At 41.4% G+C, this 22,506-nt stretch carries 44 protein-coding genes and 1 tRNA gene; 3 read left to right on the top strand and 42 right to left on the bottom strand.

What is annotated here, in order from left to right:
- Positions 1-46: 46 nt before the first annotated feature.
- The 38 genes from ODU37_RS05325 to ODU37_RS05140 all read right to left on the bottom strand — a co-directional run bounded on the left by ODU37_RS05325 (position 47) and on the right by ODU37_RS05140 (position 19,734).
- A complete protein-coding gene (locus tag ODU37_RS05325; RefSeq protein ID WP_238709317.1) occupies positions 47-592 on the bottom strand; it encodes a phage major tail protein, TP901-1 family in 546 nt (181 codons plus the stop codon).
- Between the two features lie 3 nt (positions 593-595).
- Positions 596-982, bottom strand: coding sequence for a hypothetical protein (locus ODU37_RS05320; protein ID WP_238709315.1), 387 nt, complete (start codon positions 980-982; stop codon positions 596-598).
- Entirely contained in the window at positions 979-1,341 is a 363-nt protein-coding gene (locus ODU37_RS05315; RefSeq protein ID WP_239016729.1) for an HK97-gp10 family putative phage morphogenesis protein, read from the bottom strand. The genes ODU37_RS05320 and ODU37_RS05315 overlap by 4 nt, the downstream gene beginning before the upstream one ends.
- On the bottom strand, positions 1,342-1,647 hold the full coding sequence (locus ODU37_RS05310) for a hypothetical protein (protein WP_172025155.1): 306 nt from the start codon (positions 1,645-1,647) through the stop codon (positions 1,342-1,344).
- Entirely contained in the window at positions 1,644-1,991 is a 348-nt protein-coding gene (locus tag ODU37_RS05305) for a phage head-tail connector protein (protein WP_238709313.1), read from the bottom strand. Before ODU37_RS05305 ends, ODU37_RS05310 begins: the two co-directional genes overlap by 4 nt.
- Positions 1,992-1,993: 2 nt before the next feature.
- On the bottom strand, positions 1,994-2,296 hold the full coding sequence (locus ODU37_RS05300; protein ID WP_238709311.1) for a HeH/LEM domain-containing protein: 303 nt from the start codon (positions 2,294-2,296) through the stop codon (positions 1,994-1,996).
- 17 nt (positions 2,297-2,313) lie between these two features.
- Positions 2,314-3,207 (bottom strand): phage major capsid protein, encoded by an 894-nt coding sequence (locus ODU37_RS05295; protein WP_105137062.1) that lies wholly within the window; start codon positions 3,205-3,207, stop codon positions 2,314-2,316.
- A gap of 12 nt (positions 3,208-3,219) precedes the next feature.
- Positions 3,220-3,774 (bottom strand): DUF4355 domain-containing protein, encoded by a 555-nt coding sequence (locus tag ODU37_RS05290; RefSeq protein WP_249562161.1) that lies wholly within the window; start codon positions 3,772-3,774, stop codon positions 3,220-3,222.
- A gap of 169 nt (positions 3,775-3,943) precedes the next feature.
- Positions 3,944-4,192, bottom strand: coding sequence for a hypothetical protein (locus tag ODU37_RS05285; RefSeq protein WP_398580434.1), 249 nt, complete (start codon positions 4,190-4,192; stop codon positions 3,944-3,946).
- A gap of 56 nt (positions 4,193-4,248) precedes the next feature.
- Positions 4,249-4,485, bottom strand: a complete 237-nt coding sequence (locus ODU37_RS05280) for a hypothetical protein (protein ID WP_044767090.1) — start codon at positions 4,483-4,485, stop codon at positions 4,249-4,251.
- On the bottom strand, positions 4,485-5,927 hold the full coding sequence (locus ODU37_RS05275; RefSeq protein WP_398580433.1) for a minor capsid protein: 1,443 nt from the start codon (positions 5,925-5,927) through the stop codon (positions 4,485-4,487). The genes ODU37_RS05280 and ODU37_RS05275 overlap by 1 nt, the downstream gene beginning before the upstream one ends.
- Positions 5,902-7,380, bottom strand: a complete 1,479-nt coding sequence (locus ODU37_RS05270) for a phage portal protein (RefSeq protein ID WP_201342614.1) — start codon at positions 7,378-7,380, stop codon at positions 5,902-5,904. The genes ODU37_RS05275 and ODU37_RS05270 overlap by 26 nt, the downstream gene beginning before the upstream one ends.
- Positions 7,381-7,383: 3 nt before the next feature.
- Entirely contained in the window at positions 7,384-8,682 is a 1,299-nt protein-coding gene (locus ODU37_RS05265; RefSeq protein ID WP_024415129.1) for a PBSX family phage terminase large subunit, read from the bottom strand.
- Entirely contained in the window at positions 8,660-9,091 is a 432-nt protein-coding gene (locus ODU37_RS05260) for a terminase small subunit (protein WP_172057210.1), read from the bottom strand. The genes ODU37_RS05265 and ODU37_RS05260 overlap by 23 nt, the downstream gene beginning before the upstream one ends.
- A 228-nt stretch (positions 9,092-9,319) precedes the next feature.
- Positions 9,320-9,409 (bottom strand) — tRNA-Ser (locus tag ODU37_RS05255).
- Positions 9,410-9,496: 87 nt separating this feature from the next.
- Positions 9,497-9,916: a DUF1492 domain-containing protein gene (locus ODU37_RS05250; RefSeq protein ID WP_172001391.1), complete on the bottom strand. Its 420-nt coding sequence runs from the start codon at positions 9,914-9,916 to the stop codon at positions 9,497-9,499.
- A gap of 273 nt (positions 9,917-10,189) precedes the next feature.
- Positions 10,190-10,366: a hypothetical protein gene (locus ODU37_RS05245; RefSeq protein ID WP_171997420.1), complete on the bottom strand. Its 177-nt coding sequence runs from the start codon at positions 10,364-10,366 to the stop codon at positions 10,190-10,192.
- Positions 10,366-10,689: a YopX family protein gene (locus ODU37_RS05240; protein WP_201342615.1), complete on the bottom strand. Its 324-nt coding sequence runs from the start codon at positions 10,687-10,689 to the stop codon at positions 10,366-10,368. The genes ODU37_RS05245 and ODU37_RS05240 overlap by 1 nt, the downstream gene beginning before the upstream one ends.
- A 25-nt stretch (positions 10,690-10,714) precedes the next feature.
- A complete protein-coding gene (locus tag ODU37_RS05235; protein ID WP_172001393.1) occupies positions 10,715-10,945 on the bottom strand; it encodes a hypothetical protein in 231 nt (76 codons plus the stop codon).
- The gene (locus ODU37_RS05230; RefSeq protein WP_074392184.1) at positions 10,942-11,232 is read right to left on the bottom strand and encodes a hypothetical protein; all 291 of its coding nucleotides are present in this window, start codon (positions 11,230-11,232) and stop codon (positions 10,942-10,944) included. The genes ODU37_RS05235 and ODU37_RS05230 overlap by 4 nt, the downstream gene beginning before the upstream one ends.
- Positions 11,232-11,717, bottom strand: a complete 486-nt coding sequence (locus ODU37_RS05225) for a DUF1642 domain-containing protein (protein ID WP_172001395.1) — start codon at positions 11,715-11,717, stop codon at positions 11,232-11,234. Before ODU37_RS05225 ends, ODU37_RS05230 begins: the two co-directional genes overlap by 1 nt.
- Positions 11,714-12,019, bottom strand: a complete 306-nt coding sequence (locus ODU37_RS05220) for a DUF1372 family protein (RefSeq protein WP_268933365.1) — start codon at positions 12,017-12,019, stop codon at positions 11,714-11,716. Before ODU37_RS05220 ends, ODU37_RS05225 begins: the two co-directional genes overlap by 4 nt.
- Positions 12,020-12,031: 12 nt before the next feature.
- On the bottom strand, positions 12,032-12,547 hold the full coding sequence (locus ODU37_RS05215; protein WP_249562158.1) for a hypothetical protein: 516 nt from the start codon (positions 12,545-12,547) through the stop codon (positions 12,032-12,034).
- A complete protein-coding gene (locus tag ODU37_RS05210) occupies positions 12,544-12,876 on the bottom strand; it encodes a hypothetical protein (RefSeq protein ID WP_029943303.1) in 333 nt (110 codons plus the stop codon). Before ODU37_RS05210 ends, ODU37_RS05215 begins: the two co-directional genes overlap by 4 nt.
- Before the next feature lie 9 nt (positions 12,877-12,885).
- Positions 12,886-13,692 carry a phage antirepressor KilAC domain-containing protein gene (locus ODU37_RS05205; RefSeq protein ID WP_249562157.1) on the bottom strand — a complete coding sequence of 269 codons (807 nt, stop codon included), beginning with the start codon at positions 13,690-13,692 and terminating at the stop codon, positions 12,886-12,888.
- A 1-nt stretch (position 13,693) separates the two neighbouring features.
- Positions 13,694-13,933 (bottom strand): hypothetical protein, encoded by a 240-nt coding sequence (locus tag ODU37_RS05200; RefSeq protein WP_004195105.1) that lies wholly within the window; start codon positions 13,931-13,933, stop codon positions 13,694-13,696.
- 122 nt (positions 13,934-14,055) lie between these two features.
- On the bottom strand, positions 14,056-14,232 hold the full coding sequence (locus tag ODU37_RS05195; RefSeq protein ID WP_004195107.1) for a hypothetical protein: 177 nt from the start codon (positions 14,230-14,232) through the stop codon (positions 14,056-14,058).
- A gap of 367 nt (positions 14,233-14,599) precedes the next feature.
- Positions 14,600-14,794 carry a hypothetical protein gene (locus ODU37_RS05190; protein ID WP_249562156.1) on the bottom strand — a complete coding sequence of 65 codons (195 nt, stop codon included), beginning with the start codon at positions 14,792-14,794 and terminating at the stop codon, positions 14,600-14,602.
- A 13-nt stretch (positions 14,795-14,807) separates the two neighbouring features.
- Positions 14,808-15,644, bottom strand: a complete 837-nt coding sequence (locus ODU37_RS05185; protein ID WP_249562155.1) for a PD-(D/E)XK nuclease-like domain-containing protein — start codon at positions 15,642-15,644, stop codon at positions 14,808-14,810.
- A complete protein-coding gene (locus ODU37_RS05180) occupies positions 15,637-16,851 on the bottom strand; it encodes a DUF1351 domain-containing protein (protein WP_249562154.1) in 1,215 nt (404 codons plus the stop codon). Before ODU37_RS05180 ends, ODU37_RS05185 begins: the two co-directional genes overlap by 8 nt.
- The gene (locus tag ODU37_RS05175; RefSeq protein ID WP_249562153.1) at positions 16,851-17,762 is read right to left on the bottom strand and encodes a recombinase RecT; all 912 of its coding nucleotides are present in this window, start codon (positions 17,760-17,762) and stop codon (positions 16,851-16,853) included. The genes ODU37_RS05180 and ODU37_RS05175 overlap by 1 nt, the downstream gene beginning before the upstream one ends.
- Positions 17,759-17,938, bottom strand: coding sequence for a hypothetical protein (locus ODU37_RS05170; protein WP_249562152.1), 180 nt, complete (start codon positions 17,936-17,938; stop codon positions 17,759-17,761). The genes ODU37_RS05175 and ODU37_RS05170 overlap by 4 nt, the downstream gene beginning before the upstream one ends.
- Positions 17,938-18,066 carry a hypothetical protein gene (locus ODU37_RS05165; RefSeq protein ID WP_283770561.1) on the bottom strand — a complete coding sequence of 43 codons (129 nt, stop codon included), beginning with the start codon at positions 18,064-18,066 and terminating at the stop codon, positions 17,938-17,940. Before ODU37_RS05165 ends, ODU37_RS05170 begins: the two co-directional genes overlap by 1 nt.
- Before the next feature lie 10 nt (positions 18,067-18,076).
- A complete protein-coding gene (locus tag ODU37_RS05160) occupies positions 18,077-18,220 on the bottom strand; it encodes a hypothetical protein (protein ID WP_014636677.1) in 144 nt (47 codons plus the stop codon).
- Positions 18,221-18,479: 259 nt separating this feature from the next.
- Entirely contained in the window at positions 18,480-18,845 is a 366-nt protein-coding gene (locus ODU37_RS05155; RefSeq protein ID WP_249562151.1) for a transcriptional regulator, read from the bottom strand.
- Positions 18,846-19,015: 170 nt separating this feature from the next.
- Positions 19,016-19,216: a hypothetical protein gene (locus ODU37_RS05150; RefSeq protein WP_249562150.1), complete on the bottom strand. Its 201-nt coding sequence runs from the start codon at positions 19,214-19,216 to the stop codon at positions 19,016-19,018.
- Complete coding sequence (locus tag ODU37_RS05145) at positions 19,197-19,445, bottom strand: hypothetical protein (protein ID WP_249562149.1); 249 nt, start codon at positions 19,443-19,445, stop codon at positions 19,197-19,199. The genes ODU37_RS05150 and ODU37_RS05145 overlap by 20 nt, the downstream gene beginning before the upstream one ends.
- A gap of 25 nt (positions 19,446-19,470) precedes the next feature.
- On the bottom strand, positions 19,471-19,734 hold the full coding sequence (locus ODU37_RS05140) for a hypothetical protein (protein WP_105121728.1): 264 nt from the start codon (positions 19,732-19,734) through the stop codon (positions 19,471-19,473).
- Positions 19,735-19,849: 115 nt separating this feature from the next.
- Here ODU37_RS05140 and ODU37_RS05135 point away from each other — a divergent pair, with 115 nt between their 5' ends.
- Positions 19,850-20,059 carry a hypothetical protein gene (locus ODU37_RS05135; RefSeq protein ID WP_029172966.1) on the top strand — a complete coding sequence of 70 codons (210 nt, stop codon included), beginning with the start codon at positions 19,850-19,852 and terminating at the stop codon, positions 20,057-20,059.
- A gap of 93 nt (positions 20,060-20,152) precedes the next feature.
- On the opposite strand, the gene ODU37_RS05130 is transcribed toward ODU37_RS05135, so the two are convergent.
- Genes ODU37_RS05130 through ODU37_RS05120 form a run of 3 tightly spaced genes read right to left on the bottom strand, consistent with a single transcriptional unit; the run spans position 20,153 to position 20,852 of the window.
- On the bottom strand, positions 20,153-20,374 hold the full coding sequence (locus ODU37_RS05130; protein WP_201342629.1) for an antitoxin: 222 nt from the start codon (positions 20,372-20,374) through the stop codon (positions 20,153-20,155).
- Positions 20,375-20,426: 52 nt separating this feature from the next.
- Complete coding sequence (locus tag ODU37_RS05125; protein WP_024414969.1) at positions 20,427-20,654, bottom strand: hypothetical protein; 228 nt, start codon at positions 20,652-20,654, stop codon at positions 20,427-20,429.
- Between the two features lie 6 nt (positions 20,655-20,660).
- Positions 20,661-20,852, bottom strand: coding sequence for a helix-turn-helix transcriptional regulator (locus tag ODU37_RS05120; protein WP_024390858.1), 192 nt, complete (start codon positions 20,850-20,852; stop codon positions 20,661-20,663).
- Positions 20,853-20,995: 143 nt separating this feature from the next.
- Here ODU37_RS05120 and ODU37_RS05115 point away from each other — a divergent pair, with 143 nt between their 5' ends.
- The gene (locus tag ODU37_RS05115; RefSeq protein WP_172070841.1) at positions 20,996-21,310 is read left to right on the top strand and encodes a hypothetical protein; all 315 of its coding nucleotides are present in this window, start codon (positions 20,996-20,998) and stop codon (positions 21,308-21,310) included.
- On the opposite strand, the gene ODU37_RS05110 is transcribed toward ODU37_RS05115, so the two are convergent.
- Complete coding sequence (locus tag ODU37_RS05110) at positions 21,291-21,437, bottom strand: hypothetical protein (RefSeq protein ID WP_249562148.1); 147 nt, start codon at positions 21,435-21,437, stop codon at positions 21,291-21,293. The two genes, ODU37_RS05115 and ODU37_RS05110, sit on opposite strands and share 20 nt — an antisense overlap.
- Before the next feature lie 165 nt (positions 21,438-21,602).
- Between ODU37_RS05110 and ODU37_RS05105 the strand changes: the two genes are divergently transcribed.
- Complete coding sequence (locus ODU37_RS05105) at positions 21,603-22,364, top strand: XRE family transcriptional regulator (protein WP_249562147.1); 762 nt, start codon at positions 21,603-21,605, stop codon at positions 22,362-22,364.
- The last annotated feature ends 142 nt before the right edge of the window (positions 22,365-22,506 follow it).

Here is a 22,506-nt window from a genome sequence, read left to right as displayed (position 1 = left end):
TTTACTCCTTAATAAAAAAGGGGCGGATGTACCGCCCGTTTCGAAATTAGACTGATGTAACCTTAGCCAAGGTTTGGTAAGCATATTGAGCCGCTTTGACTGCTGCTTCTTGTTTTTCAGTCAAGGTGTCTTTGTTGTCAAAAAGGCCCTTACCGTCGATAGCAAGTGAATAGCTCAACTCAACTTTGCCATCTGCTGGAGAAGTCAATTCAAAGCTGGTGAATGTTCCACGGAAGTAATCTACCAAGTATTCTGTTTTCTGAGTTTCCTCATTCTTCTTACCTGAATTGATATCTACGTTCCAAACTTCAACAGTTTCACCATCCAAAAACCATTGACGCATTTGTTTCCACATTTCAATTGTTTCTGGATCTGTATCACGGTAAGCAAGGGCTGAAAAATCAAGTGTGTTCTCACCGTCTGCAATACTGTTCACGATACCATCAACAGTAGTCTGTGAGTCAGTTTCTTTTTCCATGCTGAGAGTCATTTCAGTCATAAAGCGGATGCGGTCAGCATCTACTTTTGCACTTTCCTTCAGCAAACGAAAAAAGGAAAGAAAATCTTTCCCGTTAATTACTTCAATAGGCATATTTTAGTTTCCTTTCTGGTTGTAAGAAAATGAGATATCTAACACCCGGTGAATGAGGGGTTGGACATCTGTGTTGTCTGGTGCATCTTGCTGATTACAAGATACAAAGTTAATTGCGTAGTCATAAGCTCCACGAGAGCCTCTCAGAGCGTTTAAGAGCACGCTGGTCAAATTATCCAGCTCTACTCTTTGCGTTCGTGTAGCGTAAATGTGGACTGTCTGAGTGGCATTGCCGAATAGGTCAAAGTTTGTTTCATCGGTGTTGGAACTTTCACCAACATAGATGAACGGGTACTGGGTCCCGGCATCTGGCAGATAGTCAAATGTTCTGTCCGTCACTTTCAGACCTTCCGTGAATACATGCCGAAAAATAGCGTGGTTTGGGGTCATTCTTTAAAAGCTCCTTTCATAACATCTGTCATATCTTTTCTAAATTCAGGTTCAATTTCTCGAAGAGCTGGTCTAATGTGAGGAGTGCCTTCTTGAAACCTAGTGCCGTACTCTTGATAACCTTCATAAGCCGATTCTCCTTTGACACGACCTTCCAAATCGCTTGGATATGAACTTTTGATGTGATCTTTCAAAAACTCTGTGTCTTTTGGGGCTAATTCTTGCGCTCTTGTTTTTAATTTTTCGGTCTTGTTTCTGACCACACGACTAGATTGTTCACGAACCTTTGACCCAGCTCCCTTGATTACCATGGCTAGCTGTTCTACACCCTGCCAATCAATCTTCATTCCTCCTGCCATCTAACCACCTACTTTCTTGAGCCTAATAGCTCCCTTGATAGGTGCATCAATAGCGTCCAATGGTTCGTACCTACTGCCGTCATAGATAGCATATTGGAATGGTTCTTGCTCTTGCTGGAACCGGCAAATCATAATCTTTTCAGACCGACTGCCATATTCTTCAAAGACCTTTGCTTGTGAAATGAAATTGACCAAACAAGGTACAAGAGTTTCTGTTCCAGGTGTTTCGTCATAACTATCCGTTGCTGGATTGTATTTTGGTACAGATCCACCACGAAAAAGAGCAATGCGGTGAGGTGTCTTCATAGGAACATCACCTTGCCCTTCTGTCGTTGGGAACCGTCCAAACCAAAATCCTTATTCAAAATAGCCATGTAAGGCTTGAAGAGATTGTCCCACTCCTGATAGGTGACCGAATAGCCGTCAACCGTTTCAGATGTGACCCCTTCAGAACCTTTGCGACCGTATAGCTTATAGACCACATTCTCAATCATGAAGTGATATTTGCTGTCAACTATTGAAGATGATGTTAGTAGCTTGAAATAACCCTCTGCATCTTCAATTAAATCTTCAAGTAGTTCATCTTCAGCTGTGTCATCGGCTGGAATACCCAACCGACGTTTGATTTTTGCAAGTTGGGCGCTATCCATGACTAAGCTCCTTTCAAGAGTTCTAATAGCTCCGCTTTTTTAGCACGGGAGCTGTACTTGATACCAAGATCATCAAGAGCAGCCTTGATTTCATCAACAGTCGGATCATCAACGGCAGGCTTTTCCTCTTCCTTAGCTGGCAGAGATGGCTCATCATCAATTTTGACAATATGCCCTTTCTCTACCAATTCATCAAGTCGTTCCTGAGAAACAACAAATCCTGGACGAGGATAAACTGCACCACCGTAATAATATTGGTCACTATCTAAAGAATCAAGAATAGCATGAGTAGTTTTATATCCCATGTGTTGTCCTTTCTAGTTTAAACACGTTCAGCGGGTGTCAATTTAGCAAAGGCATCAGCTTTGGTGATCATCACAGCGACATCCATTGTGGCACGGATAGCAATCATTTCTTGTTCGAAGAGATTGATTGGAGTGCCATCTGCATTAGTGATAGTTGAGATTTGACCTTCTTCTGAAATCTTGTAAGTGATGTTGTATGGCACGCCGTAGATCAGATTGTCAAAGTCACCAGCGAGTAGATCGCCTTTTTCAAAACGTGCAGATTTAAGATCTACAGTAGTGATACCATCAATGGTATTTGCAGCCTTGTCATAGATAGACACCTTATTGCCGTCACGAGCTTCACGGAGTGCGGAACGGTTTTGAATTTTAGACACAAAAGCATTCGGCTCAACATCTGCATCATAGAGAGCATCTTGCAACTTCAAGATGTTGTCGTAATTGATAGGACCGCCAATAACTTTATTTGCATCTTTAGCAGCCTTAGCAACTGAGTTCGCAAAAGGTGTATCATGACCAAGTAGACCAGCTTCATCAATTTTCTTGTAAAATGCTTCAACGATTTGAGGTTTCATGTCTTCGAAGAATTTCTTCCAAGTGTAGTTGAGAGCTTCACGGGATGTTACCAAGATGATACCGAGTTTGTGAGCTTTCAAAGTCACTGGCACTACTTCCGGTTTGTCAGTCTTGATTTTCTCGGTTTCATTTACCCAGTAAGCTGAAATGCCGTCTGTTTGAACGTAGACAGTTTTTTCTTGCTCACCTTCCATTTCTTGATACTGACCAAGCTGCATGACAAGAGAGTTTTGAGCAACTTCTTTCATGATGATGTCTGTAAATTCTTTGTGCAGTGTCCCGTCTTTCTTCTGTGATACGAGGACGTTTTCTGGATTAAAAGTTTGTACTGTCATTTATTGACTCCTTTATTTGATAATGCGAGAGCCTCGGAAAATGTCGCCACGGCTCTTAGTAGTTGATTCCCCACCGAAGCTAGACGACATCTTCGGCGGTTCGGATTGCGTGTACTCAGCTTTAATCTCGCTGATAATACTTTCAAAGTCTGAGATAGCCTGCAAGGTATCATCTGCCGTATCTTTGACCACAAACGATAGCACCTTGTCATTAACTGGCAGTTTGCGACTGGATAGAGACTTGATGGCTTCATCCGTCAGCTCACGTTTGACCTTATCCTTTTTGAGTTGGTCAATTTCATCAAGCATCTTCTGCTTTTCAGCTTCAGCTTCTTTCTGACGGTAGGCTTCAAGCTCCTTGCCTGTCAACTCAGACTCAGCCTTGTACTTTTCAAGGGCTTGTGCAATAGCTTCTTGTGTCGCCTGTGCATGCTTTTCTTCAGCCTGCTTCAAACGACGTTGCATTTCAGCAAGTGATACCATTTTTTCAGGTTCTTGTGGATTGCTAGCTTGTCCGTTTTGACCTTGTTCAGGCTCAACTGCTGGATTATTTTTTTCATCTGCCATGTTCTGGCTCCTTTCTTACGCTTTTAACGTGGCAACCTCCCACTATCTCATGCAAGGATTAACGTCACTAGCACGGTTTGGACAAAATAAAAACCGTATGGGATTCCATACGGTTAAGTTATTCAATTAGTTGCAGTCTTTCCTGCTGTCAAGATGAGTGACCACCTCCTCACCATTTCCAGAACGGTTTCTTAAGCTGTTTGACTTCACGTTCTAATGTTTCAATCCGTTTTTCGTACTCTTCAAACTTACGATTGATGGTCTGAATATTTGCGGAATCAATAACTCTCAGATTTTCCAAACGATTCTCCAAGCTATCCAATCGAGCAACATGTCTATTCAATCTAAACATAAGCCATTCCATACAATCCCATAATTCTTTGAATGGTTTGTATTTCTTTTTAATACGCTTTTTCATGGCGACCTCCTTTCTATTTTCTACAACAAAAAGCACCCTCGCGAGTGCTTCGTCTTTTAATACCAGGCTAAAATTTTTGAATCAACCAAGGTGCCTGCTTTAAGTAAGCGTAGCACCTCTGCCCGAGCCTTATTGGCATAATAAGGCACACCAAGTTCCTTGTCTCGATTAGCCTGGACAGCAATCACAACCTCATCACCCTTAATTTCAATCATGCCAACATCATCAGTATTCTCTGGATGATAAAAGTAACCTTGACTGCCAGAGTTTTTGATTTTTTCCAGTTTAATCATTACAAATCACCTCGCTCTATCTGCCACTTAATCAGCTCACTCAAGTAGTCATACTTTTTCTGCGTGATTTTATGAGCAGTATCATAATTCATCCCCTCTGCCATAAGTTTGCTCTCCATCAGCTCGTGATGAAGGAGGGTAATATCGTGTTTTTGAATACCCTTGCCACTAAAAAGCCTGTCCCAAGATTGAGCCATGTCATAATCAGGGTCAAAACGCTTGGAACCACCTTCTAGTTCGTAATAGTTTTCAAAAACATGGTCATAAATAGCTTGCACATCTCGCTCAGCAAAACCTGTATGCTTTGCAATACGAGCCACTTCACGAACTGTACTACGATTTCGAACCGACTCATAGTATAGTTCGGCATGTTTTTTCCGATGAATTTCATCAGGGTCATTCTTGGCGTTCCAAGCTCCGTAGATTGCTCCACTATTCTTCATACCTTGATTATACGCTTTTTCTTTATCCTTTTCAAGTGTATTACTGTTCCAAGTTTCATACTCATCAATATTATTTGACCCATCTTTTTTCTCCATCAAAATTAGACCGTATGCGCTGCATTTACAACAGGGATGCATGGGGTACATGTTGACCCCTTTTTCCAACTTATCAATCGGAACTGCCACTTTATCCAAAGGACCGCACAAATCACACGCACCAGGCTCTGCTACGAAGATCATGTGAGTAAATCCGTTGTCTTTGAGCATGCTGTACTGCGTATCAGCGTTTATCCGTGCAATCTCAGTCTTCAACAAGCGTTTAGCGTTCTGTTCACTGGTACCGTATTTCTTGGCCAGGCGTTTCATTTCTTGCTTATAGCCCATCATATCCGTAAAGACACGGTTAAGCGAGCCAAAAACATCCCTTTGAAGCGTCGCACGAAGACCTAGACCACTCCACACTCTAGCAGAAAATTTCTGCCCGTAGAAATCAGCGTCTAAAATCGCCTGCATGCGTTTTTTTGCCCCGCTAGATGAAATACCCAAAATGCCAGCTTGACGCTTGTATTCGTTCAGATATTCATCTGTCCGTGCCTTATCAAAGACCTCATTAACCTCAGCAGTCAAATTTTGAATTTCAAGTGCTAGTTCAGCCTTCAACAACTCCAGTCTGCTGACTTTCATCTTGAGATTATAGACTTTGAGCCATTCATTTGTTGCATGACTAAAATCTTTCTCCTTGACGGCCTTGGCAGCCTTGGTATTGAACTTGGTCACATCCATTTCAGAAACACGCTTCATAGCTTCCTGTTTGGTAAGACCTTCTTTACTAGCATATCGCAAGTAAAAGCCGTCAATTTCCCTTTGCATGCGGTCAAAAGACTCTTGATAGATTTGAGCCAGCACCCTATCGCGGTCCAGGTCACGCTTCATCAGCTCAGCTTGGGCTTTTCGCTCCGCATTATACCGCTGATTACTTGTTATCCGCTTGTCCGACATCTGCATCACCTACAATCTGACCAATTTCAAGGTCACTAGACCCACCTTGCTTCAAAATTCGGCTGTGTTCAGTCTTGTAGTCAGTAAAACTAGCATTTTCCATGAGCGTTTCCTGGGAAATCTCACCGCCTGCCTCGATGTAAGCCTTAATTTCTGTCCAGACATCTTGTGGAATGTTGGGGTGGAAAGTAAAAGTAAGCTTATTCGCTTCTATCACTGGACCATTGATTGCTTTGTGGATATTGCTGATAAGCTCGTACCTACGACGCAAAGCCTTAGTAAAGTAGGTTTCCTTGTCTTTTCGTACCTGTTCCAAACCAATCATCTTGTAAAGCAAAGCAATGCCAGATGATGTTGAGTTGAAACGGTCATCATCAAGGTTTGGAATACGGCTAAAACGGTGAATATCATTTGCCAGGCGGTTTTTATAAGCCTCTGTGCCGTCAACGTCATATTGCTTATAAATGTAACTAGCGTCCGCTGTGGTTTGCTGACCAGTGGCACTGATCCCTGTTTTCAAAAAGAGCATGTTCGCATCTTTCATCTTAGCAGCATCTTCTGGAGATAGCTTGATTCCGTCCAAGTCACCCTTGACTAGCAACATAGCATCGTTCAAGTCGCTCATGTAATTAGCTGTGTCGGACTGTCCAGCGTCATAAGCATCAATCAGAGATATCTCACTCTCATAGTCGCCCATACGGAAACGGTTGTTCCACCACTCGACTACTGGCACATCGTTGTAGCTGTGCTTTTTGACATCATCCACTACCAACCGGACTGAATTGTTCGAATACGGCTTGTAGGTAATAACCTGGTCTTTCGTATAGACCGTCATGTTAACCTTATCCGCATAGATTGGCAAATGCACTGCTGCAATGATGTTTTGTTCGACTGTCAAATCACGAATAACAAACATTTCAAGCGGACTGATTAAGACCACACGGTCGACCTTGTCCTTATCTCTGAAGTGATATTCATAAGCACGGCCATAGACTGAAGCGTCAAAAGCAAGGTCACTGTTCAAAGCGTTGATGTCATTCTGCCACTCAATGTCTTTGATTGTTGATAATTGATCAGCAGAACCGCCCTCCATCACACCGATGCTTACAGGATTTCCAATGACGTAACTTGTCGCAAAGCTGGAGATATAGCCACCCCATTTGTGCCGGACTCGGTAGTCTGCCTTTTCATCATCCAGACGTCGATGTCCGGAAAGGATGCTGAAATTATCCCCTTGAGCATACGAGGCAAGAATTGCCAAGCGTTGTTTCTGACTACCAAAAAAGGCTGCCAGCATATCCCGGAAAGCCTTTCTGCCCTTGTCAGTATTCAACAAATCACCTACACTACTGTACCTGAATTGCTCGTTAGCCAAATCTGAAAAAACCAAGCTGTCGTTCCTAATCTTCGTCACGGAATCAATGCCGTGTTCAAATTCATTTACCTTGTCCACTCCTTACCTCCTGAACAGTTTATTGATTTTCTTAATAGTTTTGTCAACATTTAGTTTTGAAGTCTGAATGTGATACCGTTCCAACGCATAGCGTATCGCATCAATGATGTGGTTATTGCTATCAATCGGTTCATTCAACCACTTGCCATCTTTGTCCTGTTTGTAGATGTAGGTGTCAAACTCTTCAATTGTTTTCACACAAGACGGATGAATGTAGATTTTAAATTGCTTCATGAAATCTATTCCAGCGTTTATCGAGCCTTTGCCCTTGATAGATGGCACAAGCCGTCTGATACCCTTTGCTTGCAACTCTGCAATCAACCGTTGCTCAGCACTATCACCTGTAATCACAGCGTTCTGCATATCAGCATCTACAATCATCTTGAAGATGTCATCCGTTGTCATGGCATGTTCATAGTGTTCAGCATAGATCCATAGCTCTCTATTATCCAAATCAACTGCTAACCGCGGAAATGTCGTCGGGTCATGGGTGAAACCAAAGTCAAGGCCAGCAGTTGTCTCGCCTATTCGCTTAATCGTGCTGACTATATCAAAGTCTTTGACTTCGTAATTCTCGAACACAAGCCCTTCAGCAACACCCCAGTCGCCGTTAGCAACAACAGCGGCACGCCTTGGATTTGTTCGCCACAAATCCTCGTAGCGGTCTATATCCTGTTGGTCCAGCCATTCATTTACACGATATGTTGTCGTGTCTGCAAAGACATCCTTCTTCCTGGTATCTTCGTCAAAAAAAGCAGATTTCAGCCAATGCCTTTCAGACCACGGGTTGAAAGTGACTGTAATCTGCTTGAAAAAGTCTGGTACATCGATTGAGCCACGAATAGACTCGACCAGCGTTTCAAATTTATCCTGATTTTCGACTTGATAGGCTTCTTCCAGCCAAAGCCACGATAGCAAGCCTGTGTCAACGGTAATCGACGTAATCTTCAACGGGTCATCAAGACCTCTAAACAGTATTTTTTGACCTGTCGCCTTAACCGTAATCTCTGGTAGGCTCTCGTTAAACTTAAGCAAGTGTGATACTTTCAATCTGTTCGCTGCCCACTTTAAGTCTGTGTAGGTTGATTGCTTATTAGTGTTTGAAAATCTACGGACAACCAAAAGATTAGCCCAATTATGTTTCAAGATTGCGACAATGTAGTATAGAGCAGTCGTTTTTGATTTCTTGCTACCCCGACCACCTTTGACAACTCGGTAGAAGTTCTTAGACCGCCAGAATTGACCATAGCCCTTGCCAACTATATCTGGCAGATTGACCTTAATCTGGGATGTCTGATTCATTCGCAAACACCACCGTTCCGCTTACTTCTGCCTCAACTTTGTCTGTCCAAAGCCTATGCCGTTTCCCTAAAAGCTCAGCAGCCTTGATTCTGTCCTTAGCTCCAACATCGATATCTATAACCTGCTGACCTAACTCGCCGATGCTACACAAGGTCTGTTCCTGAGTTTGACCTCGCATGACTGATGTGAGGTACTCAAGCACTTCCTGTTGATTAGCCACCTTTTCGGATTTCAGCTCCTCCAGCCGTTCGTCAATATAGGATTTGATTGTAGTATTTTGTAGTAATTTACTGGCATTGGTATTCGCATACTTGCTACTATACCCAGCCTTTATCGCTGCTTCCGTCGCATTTCCACAGATGATATACTCATCTGCAAAACGTTGTTGTTTAAGCGTTAATTTGCTCAATTTTCTACCACCTTTCTGCAAATTAAAAACCCACACTTCATTGTGTGGGAAAAATATAGGAGAAAGACCCCTAGCGGAATCAAACCACCCAGCTTATAACTTACCTAGGATATAAGTAGCTGTGCAATCATGCAGGGCCTAGTCGCATCCGCAACCATTTCAAAGTTAATGAGTGATCTATGAATTCTCGTCCAACGACTTACCCCGTTCTGGGACACAAACACTCAAAGGAGAGTGTGGGATTCGAACCCACGGACCGCACGTAGGCGGCCGCCCGTCTAGCAAACGGGCGCATTCGACCAACTCTGCCAACTCTCCATAATAGGGAAGGCTCACTGCCTTACCCCTTAATTCTTGATACTACCATTCTAACAGATTTCAAAAATCATGCTCGTCCAACTATTCTCAATTATTCTCACATAACATCATATCTAGTTCAAAAATTGCAGATTTTCTTAAACGGTAGTATGTCTGCGGACTAATACCGTCTAAAGCATCGCAAATATCAATGATATGCTTCTTACTGATATACGTCATCCGTAGAACCGTTCTGTGTTTTGGGTCTTTCAGCTTGTTAATCAATCTACCTAATTCAAGTTTCCTGTTAATAACCTCATTGGTATCTTGTTCAATAGCTTCTTTCATGATTACAAGCTGGGAATAGACATCATCAACTCTCCTAGCTTGCCCACCCTGAACCTTATCAGTCTTCCATTTTGGACTTGAGAGCAAACCCGCCTCAAGCTCATTGATTTCATCTATCCGGCTTTGAATATCTAAATCTAGGTTTTGTAACTCATCAAGTAACTCTTTAGCCTTGTTCACTCTCTGTCTCCTTTGTGGTATAATATTGATAGCGAAACCGTAGTCAGGGCAGAGAGTGCCTTGGCTTTTTTTATTCGTCCCCCACCCGTACCACAATAGGGAGTTGGACTATGATACCATTTGCAATTGCTTTCTATTTAATTTATTTGTGGCTGACCGTACTGCCATTGGCCCAATAATGTGACTTTAACTACAAAGGAGTCCTCCTTTTTTTATTTATTTTTGGCAGAATGACCAACCGACCTGCAACAGTCGGATGGCCTAGAATTACCTCTAACAACCTCCTGAGCACCCAGAATTGATAAAGTCTTTAAAAGCCTCGAGTTCTTCAACAACATCATCCAGTACTTTTCTCTCCTGTCTGATGTCTTTCTCCGAAGCACCGTCTCGCCGGATATAATGTTCCAAAGCGTGCTTCATGATATGCAATCTCACATATTCACTTGCCATTATTTCTCCTCCACCAATTTCGGATTTTCATAGATGTTGCCGATAACTTCGACAATTATGTCCGGTTCGTCCATTGCAAATCCTAGCAATTCTTTGTTTGATTTTAAATACCAAGCGCAATCCTTTGGACTCCAGATAATAGCGTCTGTCCAGGGAGAATCATCGTCAGTATAGTTTACACGAATAACATCCCCCTCGAAAATCTCCTTGCCATTCTTATCAAATAGACCAGTGGATTGCATCGGGTCGCTGTATAGGCTATCATCTGCATCTAGCCCTGCAAATAATTCTGCTAACTCTCTATAGTCTCTAGCAACTATCATCTCTTGTGTTTCATAACAATAAATTCTACATTTCGGTATCATTTTCTGTCTCCACATCAAACTTTATCTCACTAAGCGCAGTATGGCCTAGCCTGCCGTTAATTTTGACTGCAGCAACTGGTCTTGCATATGGTCGTTCAAACAAATCTGTGCCTGCGTCTTGAAAAACACCCAAAAATTCAGCTTGTTTCCATTCTTTGTTAATTCTTACCTTACAAGGCTCAGAATGGTAGCCTACAGTAATTTTTCCTCTCATGATTCTATCTCCTGCAGAAAATTCTTTAATTTTTTAAAGTTAACAATAGCCACTTCTTCAACTCTACATTTCCCAATATCGAAATTCGGGTCATCTTTTCCAAATTCTCTTCGAATCGCTTCTTCAGCTTCTGACGGTAAATAGAATACGCTGGCGCCATTTCTCAAAGCGAATACGTTACCGTTTTGGGAAACGACTCTATAACCAATGTCATACGGTCTGATGTTAGTCGGTACTTTCAACCTCTTCGAATCATCTTTTAATGTCTGTTCTAGTGTTTTGACCATCACTCCACCTCCACAACCTTCACACCACTGCAATTAAACACCCAACCAAAGCCAGCTTGCTCAATATCAAACTTAGTATGGTAACGTGAGTCACCACTAGTGGAGTTGTTAATGTCCTCATCAAAGTACCAATCATTATCCGAATGGTGTAGCATATTCATTCCATCAGTAATACTCGGTACCTCCACCGTATACAACCGCTCCTTCTCGACCTGGTAACCGAACAGCCAGGCACGGGTAAAAATATCTTCGTTCTTAATAATCCACTCTGATTCTTTATTTTGGGCATTATCCATTGCAATAAATAATGACATGCCTTCTGCTTTTGCGTATCGGATATAGCTATCAATAAATGCAGGCACCTCAACCTTCTGCGGTTGGTCTATTTGTGAGATAATTTTAGCAACTCCTGCTTTTATTTCTTTAAAAGTTTTATCCCGAAATGACATTGCTTCTATTCTTTTAATCGCTTCCTGCTTATTCATTGTTTCTGTCCTTTCAAATACTCAGGGATTGGGTCACCAACTTTGATAGCCTCGTACTGTTCCTTTGTAACTAAAAACTTGCCGTAGGCATGGGCAGTGACTGTGTAGCGTCCCTCTATGATTTCCTTGTCTGTAATTTTCCCGAACATCTCAACTCCAGCATTATCAACTTGATAAACAATCACTGGTTGCTGTTCGTTTTTAGCGGCTTGATACCCTACTTGATAAATCATGTAGATAAATCCTAAAGCAGCAAACAGCACTACAATCATACTTGCTGTGAATTTTACGGTTTCTTTCACTCGACTTCCTCCTTACCTTACAGCGTGCTTTTCTAGTTGGTCGTTTTTGGTTCCTGCGTCAACAAAGTACGAGCCAATCAAAATAGCATCTGCTTCATCATCTTTCACTGCCTTTTTGAAATTTTCGGCCACTTTTGCCACTGATTGGACCTTCATTGATTTCTTGCTGCGATCCTTATAGCTAAACTTCCAATGTTTTCGCCATGTCGATACATTGACAAAAACTACCTGGTCCGCAATCAATCTCCCTAGAATGAGACCGGTCACGATACCGATGCTCATCATAGATTGTTGGTTTGGTCCCATGACATTGTTTTTTTCGACAATGATTGTCTCAAATGGGCAGTCGAATTTTTGTAAAGCCCGCGACTGGATGGCTCGTAACTCGCTGGCCATATAGCGACCACGTTCAAAGTATGATTTGCTTTTGTGCTTCAAGACACCGCTCCGGACAAGGTCTGAGCCACGGAAAATGGCCCAACCTGTCCCAGCAGTTGAAATATCTAGTGACAATGTTAGATTGCTCAACTCAATTCACCTCTCAATCCGCAGAGATCAAAAAGATTTCGCTTGTTCGCTTCAATGTATTCGAAGAAGATTTGTAATTCCGCAAGTCTTCGTTTTTCTTTCTTGACGCCCAGGCTACTGTGATACTCGATTTCTTCGATTGGTTTTGCCTTGATGTCAAGCCAGTAAAGTGGTTCAAAGACATCTCCGTTCTCATCCAGAGACGGCTCTGCATCCTGGTTTCTGAAAATCATTTTGATATCGTAATCGATCAAGTTTTCGATTTTGATTTCCTTTTTTTCAATCTCAATGACGATTGATGTTTTTGGTACGTTAATTTTTGTAATCATGTGTTCTCCTTATGCAACCTCATCTTGTTCAATCAATGGCAAGATGTCGTTATTTTTTAGTAACTCATACAAGAACAAACGACCTTTTTGTGTCCAAGTTGTCGTCATATTGGCTCTAGCTTGACCGTTCTTGTCCAGATAATCAAATGTCGTGCTATCGGTATATCCTTTGCCCATATACTTTTTGTACAAAATCCATTGTCCGTTGACCTTATGCTGAACACCCAGCTCGTGCAAGAGTTTATTGAACCGATTAGCACTCATGCCATAGTCAGCAGCAATCTGTGTCACACGAACCGCTCCCTTGCTCTCGATGATCACATCCAGGTAGCGAGCTTGCTTACGAGCTTCAAGCAGTTCCACCTCTAGAACCTCATTCTTCTCAACTAGATTTGAATTCTGCAATTCTAATTGTTTCACTTGGTTAGCAATTCCTTGCAAGAACTCACCAAGAGCATTTGGGTTAGACATAATCTCAACAGCTTTTTGATTAGTGACATACGCCCCATTTTTACGAATACTTGGCAAGACTTCTGATGTGACCCAATCAGCGAATTTTTCAGCCTCTGGTTTGCGAGATTGGAAAACCAACTTGTAGAAATTGCTTTCGTTGATAAAGTTGGCTTGTTGAATACCTCCAGCTGTAAGGGTGTCACTAGTAGTTACACCCTTTGGATTGAGTCGTTCGAGCGTTTTCCGTGGGTTGCTCAATTCTAAAATTTTACAACAGTCATTTAGGTTAAAATAAACCTCTCCCTTGATGTCCGCTGTACGCACTTCTCCAAACTGTTCATTCTTAAAAATTTGCAATTCCATATTAGTTCTCCTCTTCTTCTACAAAATAATCTAAAACAAATTCAATTAACTCATTAGCAAATGTATGTAATAAGCAAGCGTGAGCCTCGAAGAATACATTTGCTTTCTTTTCATCAAAATCACGATTGATAACAATCGAGATGAGATTATCCCACTGCATAAGTTCTGCCGACTTCTCACTTTCACGAAAAGCAAGGTGGATGTGGTTGATAATCTCTTCTAATTCTTTATTTTTAGCCATAATAAAAACACTCCTTTTGTGCATCTTGAAAAGAAGTGTCTTGCATGATATAATATTTCATGCAGAAACACTTTCTGTGGCGATAGTGTACGACCCAAAGTTTGGCGATGGCGGGTTGTACGCTATTTTTTTATACTCTTATAGACTTTTTCAAGCCCTAACATTAAAATATCCGTCTTAGTTTTTCCAGTGACTTTTGAACAATACTCAAGCATTGTTAATTCATCATCAGTCATTCGAATTCGGGTATTGTGATGTCTAGGATTTTCGCTTTTAGGTCTTCCTAGCTTTGCTACCATGCTTCACCTCTCTTTCTTGGTAACACAACAATTATAATATTGTGTTACCGTAAAGTCAAGTGTTTTTATTAAATTTTCAAAGAACATTTTTACTACGGCTATTTAAACTGCTATACACCAAGCTTTTTAGCTAGGTCTTTAATATCTGATTTTTGGGTCATTTTCTCCCATTTCTCAATTGTTGACATGATATTCACCTCCAAAATCCAGCGACTACCATTGTGTGAGTTTGGCTAAATACGGGCAGTCGCTATCGTCCAACTGTCAACTGATTGCTTCCAATTGACACGCTTTCTAGTTCGCTTTTATCGTGGTTCCCAGCACGTTATCTGTGTTCCTAGGTACAAAAGATTGTCATTTCAGTTTCTTACTGTTTTTCTACTTTGGTTACATCTACAAAAGTAATATTTTGAGGGACAATCATTATTGTTCTATTACTTTCTACGATTGCCAATGGTACATTGTTATCCAAACTGTATCTGATTTTGTTTTCTTCCGCCTTGTCTTTGCTGGTGTAGTCAAGTGATGAGCCATCATTAAATCTAACCTTTACTTTGAACATTTTTTCTCCTCGATCAAAATATCCCAGCAATCAAATCATCTAAATTGATGACACGGTCCAGGGTTCGCTTACTGCGGCAGTAGTCACAATTTCCGCAACCTTTCGGCTTGATTTCGCCTGCAATAATACCTGCAACACGCTCGATGTTATTTTCAAAGAATTGCAGACCTTCATCCAAACGATACTGCGAAAGAGTGATAACGGCTTTGTCAGGCACGTCTTCCTTGCTGACTGCGACAACGAACGGGACGAAATTCGGATAGCCCATTTGTCGTAGTAATTCCTGGTACAGCCCCAGCTGTACATCGTAGCGAAAACCCAAAATGTTAGCACCAGCCCCAGGGATTTTCTTTCGTTCCACGTCAGACCATTCAAGACCTCGAATAGTCTTCATAGTTTTCAGATCCACAAAATAGCCTTCAGTCAAGTTGATGCTATCCACCTTGCCCTTGACCATGATACCGAAGATTTCACCTTCCAAAATCATCTCCTTGCGGACATCATCACCTGGAGCACCATGGTAAAGTCCTAAGAATTTCTCATCGTCTTTCAGAGCATCAATCATGTTCTGAGCGACCTGAAACTCTTTCTTCAGCTCGCCTTTAGTCGCACCACGACTGGAAATCATCCGAGATTTGTTGGCGTCAACAAATTTGGCGTGAGCCTCTTCGCTCTCAAAATAACTATGCACATAGTTACCGACAAGTAAAGCTGTATCATCTCGCTTGTCTGTCCACTCCTTGTCGTCAATAGCTTTGGCTTTCGCTTCACAGTCCATATAAGCCTTAAAGCGAGAATTAGATAGCCATTGACGGTCTTGGTAGTAATTTTCTTCAGTCAGATTAGCCATTGATTTTCACCCATTCTCCTAATTTCTCAACAACAATTCCATGTTGTTCATATAGACCGCCTTTACCACCAAATAATTTAGCAGTCTCTCCATCTGGGAAAGTAATTCTGAAATCGCCTTTCCATTTGACCACCTTCTTATTCAACTCTATTTTGTCCTCTGACGCCTTTTTCTGTTCAGAGATATATTTACCCTCTGACACTTTTTCTCGTTGAATTTCGTCAGAATTTGGGCGATTTTGAGCATTTCCGCAAACAGCTCCATGTTGAGCCAGAAATTCCTGTTCCATTCGGTCCTGTTCTTCTTGCCATTTCCTTGCATCATTGACAAGTTCCTCATGGACAGCGAGTGCAGATACCCCTGATTCGAGCATGTCGGCATATTTCTTCGGATTCAGACCTTTACTTTCTGCGATAGCAGTCATTTCTTCAATCCGTTTGGCCAGTTGTTGCTTGCGTCTAACTTCTTCACGGGTCTTATCTGCCAAGGCTTTATCATCAGCAATTGCCTGCAAGATGTCAGCCAAGCTTGCTCCTTGTTCAAAATTACGTACGTAAGGGGCTGGACCAAAGTCTGCTTTGGCAGCTGCTTCAGTAATTTTGATTAGTGCTGACTCATATTCTTCCTTCTTGGCCACTTCTTCCTCTACCAAGCTGGCAACCATATTGACTGTGGCTTTATTAGGACGAACATTGTCAGCCATAAAGCACGTCTTCTTAGAAAACTCATCAAAATACTTGCTGAACAAACGGATGTCAATGTCTTTTCCTGTGTTTGTAATAGCTTTCCGGAATAGTTCCTCAATGGTTTTGGCGCGTTTAAGTCGTTCCTGCTCTTCAAACGCCTTCACACCTTCGTCAATCGACTTGCCTATTTTGACAATAGGTTCCAACAAGCCGTCCACCCAAGCCTTGACTTCGTCGATGGGCTTGTTGTAATCTGCCAATTTCTCCTTAACGGCTGACTTGACCTTCTTCTGCAGTTTGTTTAACTCAGCCCGGACCTTGGCATCGTCTTCAAACGTTTCTGCTGTGACGGTGTAGTTCTTGTATTTTTCAACGTATCCAGTAAGTGCCTGCTCCAACAAATCCTTGCCCACGATAGTGATCTGGGCTGGTGTGAATTCGAAGTCAAAATCTAATACTGTCGCAGTCGGAACTGGTGCCATACTTTCCAGATTGTCAAATAGAGATAGTTCTTCAGACATTAGAACGGTTCCTCCTCATCTAAGATTTCGCCCGTTTCGGCATCAATGAGCTGCTCGGTTGTTTCCATTTTGGAAATATCCACTCCTGCTTCTTCAACAGTTTCCGCTTCGGAAATAGTTGCATCTTCTGCAGGTTCTTCAGCGACAGCCTTTCCGGTCATCTTGTCCAGGATATCCTGCCCGGCTGATTGAACTGGCTCAGCTTCCTTGATTTGACGATTGTTATCAAATTCATTTTCAGTTGTCCGATTAACAGCTTCAATCAAGATGTCGCTATCGTCTGATGTGTTGAAGAATTGCTTGGCTGCACGATTGATAACGGTACGCTTGGCCATTTCTTGAGGAAAGGCATTTTGGACAGATTTATTTTTCGACTGTTGCCAGCTGCGATCAATCTCTTTCTTGGTCATGACTGTCAAAATTCGCTCACCGTCCACTTTTTCAATGATGCAGTAAGCACCGATAATTGCGTTATCTTGGTTGGTCCAATCTGTCTCGTGGCTTTCGAGAACCTTGCGCCCATTGTCATTTCGAATTTTAAGCACATCCCCTTCAAAGACCACCTCTGCCCAAATATCTTTCACGTTGGACAGTTGTTTGACAACCTTCATAGTTCCAAAGTAGGACCGTGTCATTTTCAATGTATTCCCGTATGGGATGAAGTAGCACTGGGTCTTTGCTGGGCTTAGCCCTTGAACAACCATATCAAGCAAGGCATTGGCAATACTTTCTTTCGAACACTTTTCAAGCAAGTTCCCGCTTGGGCTGTTGGTCATAGCAAAGAATGCTGACTTCAAAGCATTTGCCGGTGCGTAGTTTGGTGCTACTACCAAGCCTTCGTTCTGCATCTGCGACACTTTCGCATTCACGGCATCTGTAATATCTTTTTGAATAACTGCAAGATTACTCATTTATTTCTCCTTTTCGTCTGTTTCAAATTCCATTTCTCACGCTTTAAGCGTCTGTTTTCTCGTTTCAGGGCAAGTATCAATTCCTGTTGCTCATTGATAATCTCGCCCAGCTCTCGGCCTAGGTGGAAATAGTCACACCTCAGCCGTCGGATTGTATCTAGTAATTCCTCTGTCATTATGCATCCCCTACATAAATCCATTGACCGCAACGAAACACCCATTCATCAGGATCATGTACCTGTCTTGGTTCCTCAGGTTGTAGATAGTCACGGTCATAGTCAAACCATGGGTAAGTACCTTCCATGCCGTACCTCCTACGCCACATACTTTCTACCTAGCTCTCTGACAAGGCGGATGTATCCTGCCTTATCAGCTAGACCTGTATCCAATAACTTTTCCTTCTCTCCTGCCGTAGCACGTTGCCAGACAAGATTTTCACGTAGTTCAAATCTTTTCATAGTTTTCCCTCCTGTGGATAACTTCTGTAAATCCCTATATATATTATTTATATATAACGATTAGTTTGTTTTTAAGTTAGTTAGAGGCTTTAGCCTCTTATTGTTTATTAGTGGGCGATAGCCCCTAGATTATTATTAAGTTAGTCTTTATTGTTATTTAGTTATTATTAGTGTCGGGTTTTTCAACTTTTGAAAAATACAACTTTGTAAAATTCAACTTTTGAAAAATACAACTTTGTAAAATCCGTAAGTTGTAAACTCACTCTGATGATTCACTTGTGGATAACTCATCGTCGACCTTTTCTTTCCAATATTCCCAATAGCTATCTGTGATAGGGATGTCGGAGACTAATGGGTAGTTCTGAATCCCTTTTCCTCTACCTAAACTTTTTCTGTAGATGCGTATGTATCCAGCATCCTTTAATTCTTCAAAAGCATTCCTATGGGATTCCCGGCCATTCTTTGAGCGTTTGGAAAGTTGTTCTATATAAGGTCTCCAGGTATCTTTATTCGACATCAGTACAAATAATAACCCTTTGGCTTGTAAACTAAGCTCGCTATTTTGAGCAGAATGATTATTCAACTGCGTATAGTTTTTATGGATATTCCTGACAAGGTGTTGCATAAGCCATAACCATTCCTCCTAAACTCCAACAATCGCAAGCTGAAGCGTGTTATCAATCGCTGTCGTGTTCGTCATATTCCAAAATCCTTTCTACATCTTTCAAATGCTCAATGTCTCCTGTACGAAAGAAACGGTCATATGATTGAGCTATCAATTCAAGTCTTACTATGTCATTCATTTTTATCGCCAATCCCGCGTCTCAATCGTGCAACTTCGTCCCTTAACCGTTGATTTTCGATACGGTATTCGTTCCGTTGTTCAGCGATGTCACGGACCATATCATGCAGTAGTTGGTTTTCCTGCGCTAGAGTGTAGAGCGGACGTGGAATAGCAGGTTCTTGTTTTAAAAATTTAGCCAACCATTCTTGCATATCGTTCCCCTTCTTTATCCACTTGCTGACGCTCGGTGTTAAGTACACGTTGCTTTAAGCACTCATCACGGTACGCCATTCCGTGCCGAAAATGATTGATTCGCTCCGTTTCGCGTATCAAAGCCAGTTCGCGCTTTCTGCGTTCCACTTCCGTCTTATGTTGCTCTATCACTGCACCAACCAATATTGGCACTGCGAAAATCCCTAATGTAAATATTGCTTCTGTCATAATTCTATTCCTTGTCCAGAGGATTTTAATCTTGGTTTCTAATCCAGCGATTCACTGCTGGCAGTGACCACTTGCAAGCAGGTAATTCACGAGGGAAATCTGGCAAATGGCGGTACTGGTTGTCGAATGTTGTCGGCGAAACATTGAGCTTTGCTGACAGCTCCTCTCGCCCAATCAGGCGAGATTCGTACTGTTCAATGTACATATTGACCAGTAGGTCAATCGCTTTGGTAACTTGTTCCTTAATCCAATCGGACAAGTCACTCATCATAAGTTCTATCTTGCCCATTTTAGGCCTCCTATGTTATAATTTATGTAGATATTTTGGTAAGCTCCTGACTTCGTCAAGGGCTTTTTTCGTCTCCTCCCTGTGATATAATAAACACGGAAAGGAGGTGAATCACATGGAACCTAACTACTTCCATGTTCGATTCAAGCAAAGCGACAATGTGTCCTACTCAACACCGTCTGCTGAAGGTAGAGAAATCATCTCTATCAAAGGTGCTGAAGTGACAAAAATGCTCTTTGCTGACGGCAATGAATTATTGAGTGTTATTCACGACGGATTCGTCGATGTCTACGCAACGTTCCCAATCGTTCTTAAACATCAATAATTCTCCATCTCTATACCAACAATCGCCCTCTACTGCGTTTGTTGGTTTTTCGTTTCCATGAAAAATTTGATTCGGTCTCATGTTTTCTCCTTTCTAGTCCTCAAGAACTAGACGCTTAGTCTTGATGATGACTTCTTCAATACGAGCACGCTTCAAGCCTTCACTGATAAAATAATCAATAATAGCACTACGGCTCATTCCTGTACCAAGCGACAAGCTGTCAACCTCGTCGTAGTTCTCACGACTAATGACCACTGTGGGACGGTTATTTCCTTTCTGCCCTGTACTTGGGCGACCGTATCTTTGTTTTGACATGTTAGCCCCTTTCTAGTTTGGTTGGTTTTATCTCGATTTGAGATATTTTGCTTTAAAAAAATAATTCAGCTTCTGAAATGCCAAATTTTTTTGAGATAATAGCCATCTCATAATCTTTGAATGGTTGTAATCCATCTTCTTTCTCAGAGTACCCTTTACGGTTTTTCAAACCAATCAAATCCGCCATATACATCTCTGTGTATTCACGTTTCAAACGTTCTTCACGAAGCCGTTTCTTTGGCTCCAAAAATTGTTCACGTAGTCTCTGTTTTTTTGTCAATACCCCTCACCCCTTTCTAAATTCATCTAGGCTGACATCCAAAGCGTCAGCGATTTTAACAACATCCTCAAACTTCAAGGATTTCTTTCTACCCATTTTTAGATCAATTAGGCTATTTTTATTGATGCCTGCAAGCGTAGCAAGCTTATTTTTAGTCATACTTTTTTCTTTTAGCAGTTTTTCAATTTTTTCCCACATAATGTCCTCGCAATACTATATCTAGTATCAAAAAAGTTATCCACAACCATATATTGATTTTTCAGTAACCTTTTGGTATAATCATTACATGAATAACCCAACATCTTTTATTCATGAAATTTTGATAGAAAGGAGAAAATTCTATGTCATCAACTTTTAAGCTAAAAGGCCTTGATAAGTTTCAAAGAGACCTTAAGAGAAAAGCGAAATCTGTTTCTGGCAATTACAGCTTTGACGAACTGTTCCCAGATTCTTACATTCGGTCAATCAGTCGTTTTTCTTCGTTATCCGAAATGTTTGAAAACAATCCTGAAAAGATTACTGATGCTGAAAGTTTCAAGCAAGCAAATCAAGAAATTCTTGATCAGTTCATTTCAGAAGAAACAAAATTTTCAAACTGGCAAGAAATGTTAAACGATGCTGGAGCTAAACTCATCGCTAAGAAGATGAAGCTTTAATATCCAATTCTATTGTATCAAGTCGTTGAACGGCAGCTCGCAGTTCTTCGGCTTTTTTTACAACTTCGTCTATAGTAGAATTTATTTTATCAATATTTTCTACTTCAATTTTAATTGTCCCTTTCACATTCCTCCCCTCCTTTCTTCCTGTTTTGATTCGGTCATTTCCCTGACCTTGATTAGATTATATCTCAATTTGAGATATTTGTCAACAACTTTTTATCTCTTTTTGAGATTTTTTGTTTACTTTTTTATATCTTCGTTATATAATGAAGAAAAAGGAGGATGTTATATGAAAAATATTCTCGGTAATGCAATTAAAGATTTGCGGAAAAGCAAAAAGTTAACGCAAAAACAATTATCCGAATTAACAGGTTATAAACAGAATACAATTTCTAATCACGAAAATGGAAATAGGCAGTTGGATGAAAACGATATTCGTGTATATGCCAAAGCGTTAGATGTATCGCCTCAAACATTATTTGACAAAACAAATCCACGACCATCCACTTCCATCCCTCTTCCCAACTTCGACCCACGACAAGCTATTCTCATGTCTAACTATTCCAAACTCAACGACACACGTAAGAATAAGCTTCTAGCAACCTCTGAGACGCTTCTAGCCGAAGAGCAAGGGAAAATCATTGACATATCAGAAAAACGTGCAGAATACGACGCTAGAAAGCGTATCAGCCTACCCGTACCAGGCAAGGTGTCCGCAGGGACAGGCTACTGGCAAGAAGATGACTACGACACCATGGTGGACTTCTACGCAGACGACATTCCGGACGAAAGCAAGTACGACACCGTCGCAGTCGTCGTTGGCCACTCCATGGAACCCAAAATCAAAAACGGCGACTTCCTCTTTATCAAACTCAAGGACCAGGTAGATCTAAACAAAATCGGAATTTTCCAAGTTGACGGCGAAAACTACGTCAAGAAACTAAAAAGCGACTGTTTAGAATCGCTCAATAAAGACTATGACAACATCCCAATCACAGCAGACACCGATTTCCGCACCATCGGCGAAGTGGTGGATATTTATAGAAATTGATATCAAATGGAGGAAATATGGAGCAAGATGAATATCTAAATTCTAGACTTGATAATCAAATTTCATGGTACGATAAGAAAAGCCAACACCATCAAAAATGGTATAAATGTTTGAAGTATATCGAACTTTTTCTCGGGTTTAT

This window comes from Streptococcus sp. 2021WUSS109 (assembly GCF_044427305.1).
In the GTDB taxonomy this organism is placed as follows: domain Bacteria; phylum Bacillota; class Bacilli; order Lactobacillales; family Streptococcaceae; genus Streptococcus; species Streptococcus suis.
This window is presented reverse-complemented; position numbering and strand designations above follow the sequence as displayed.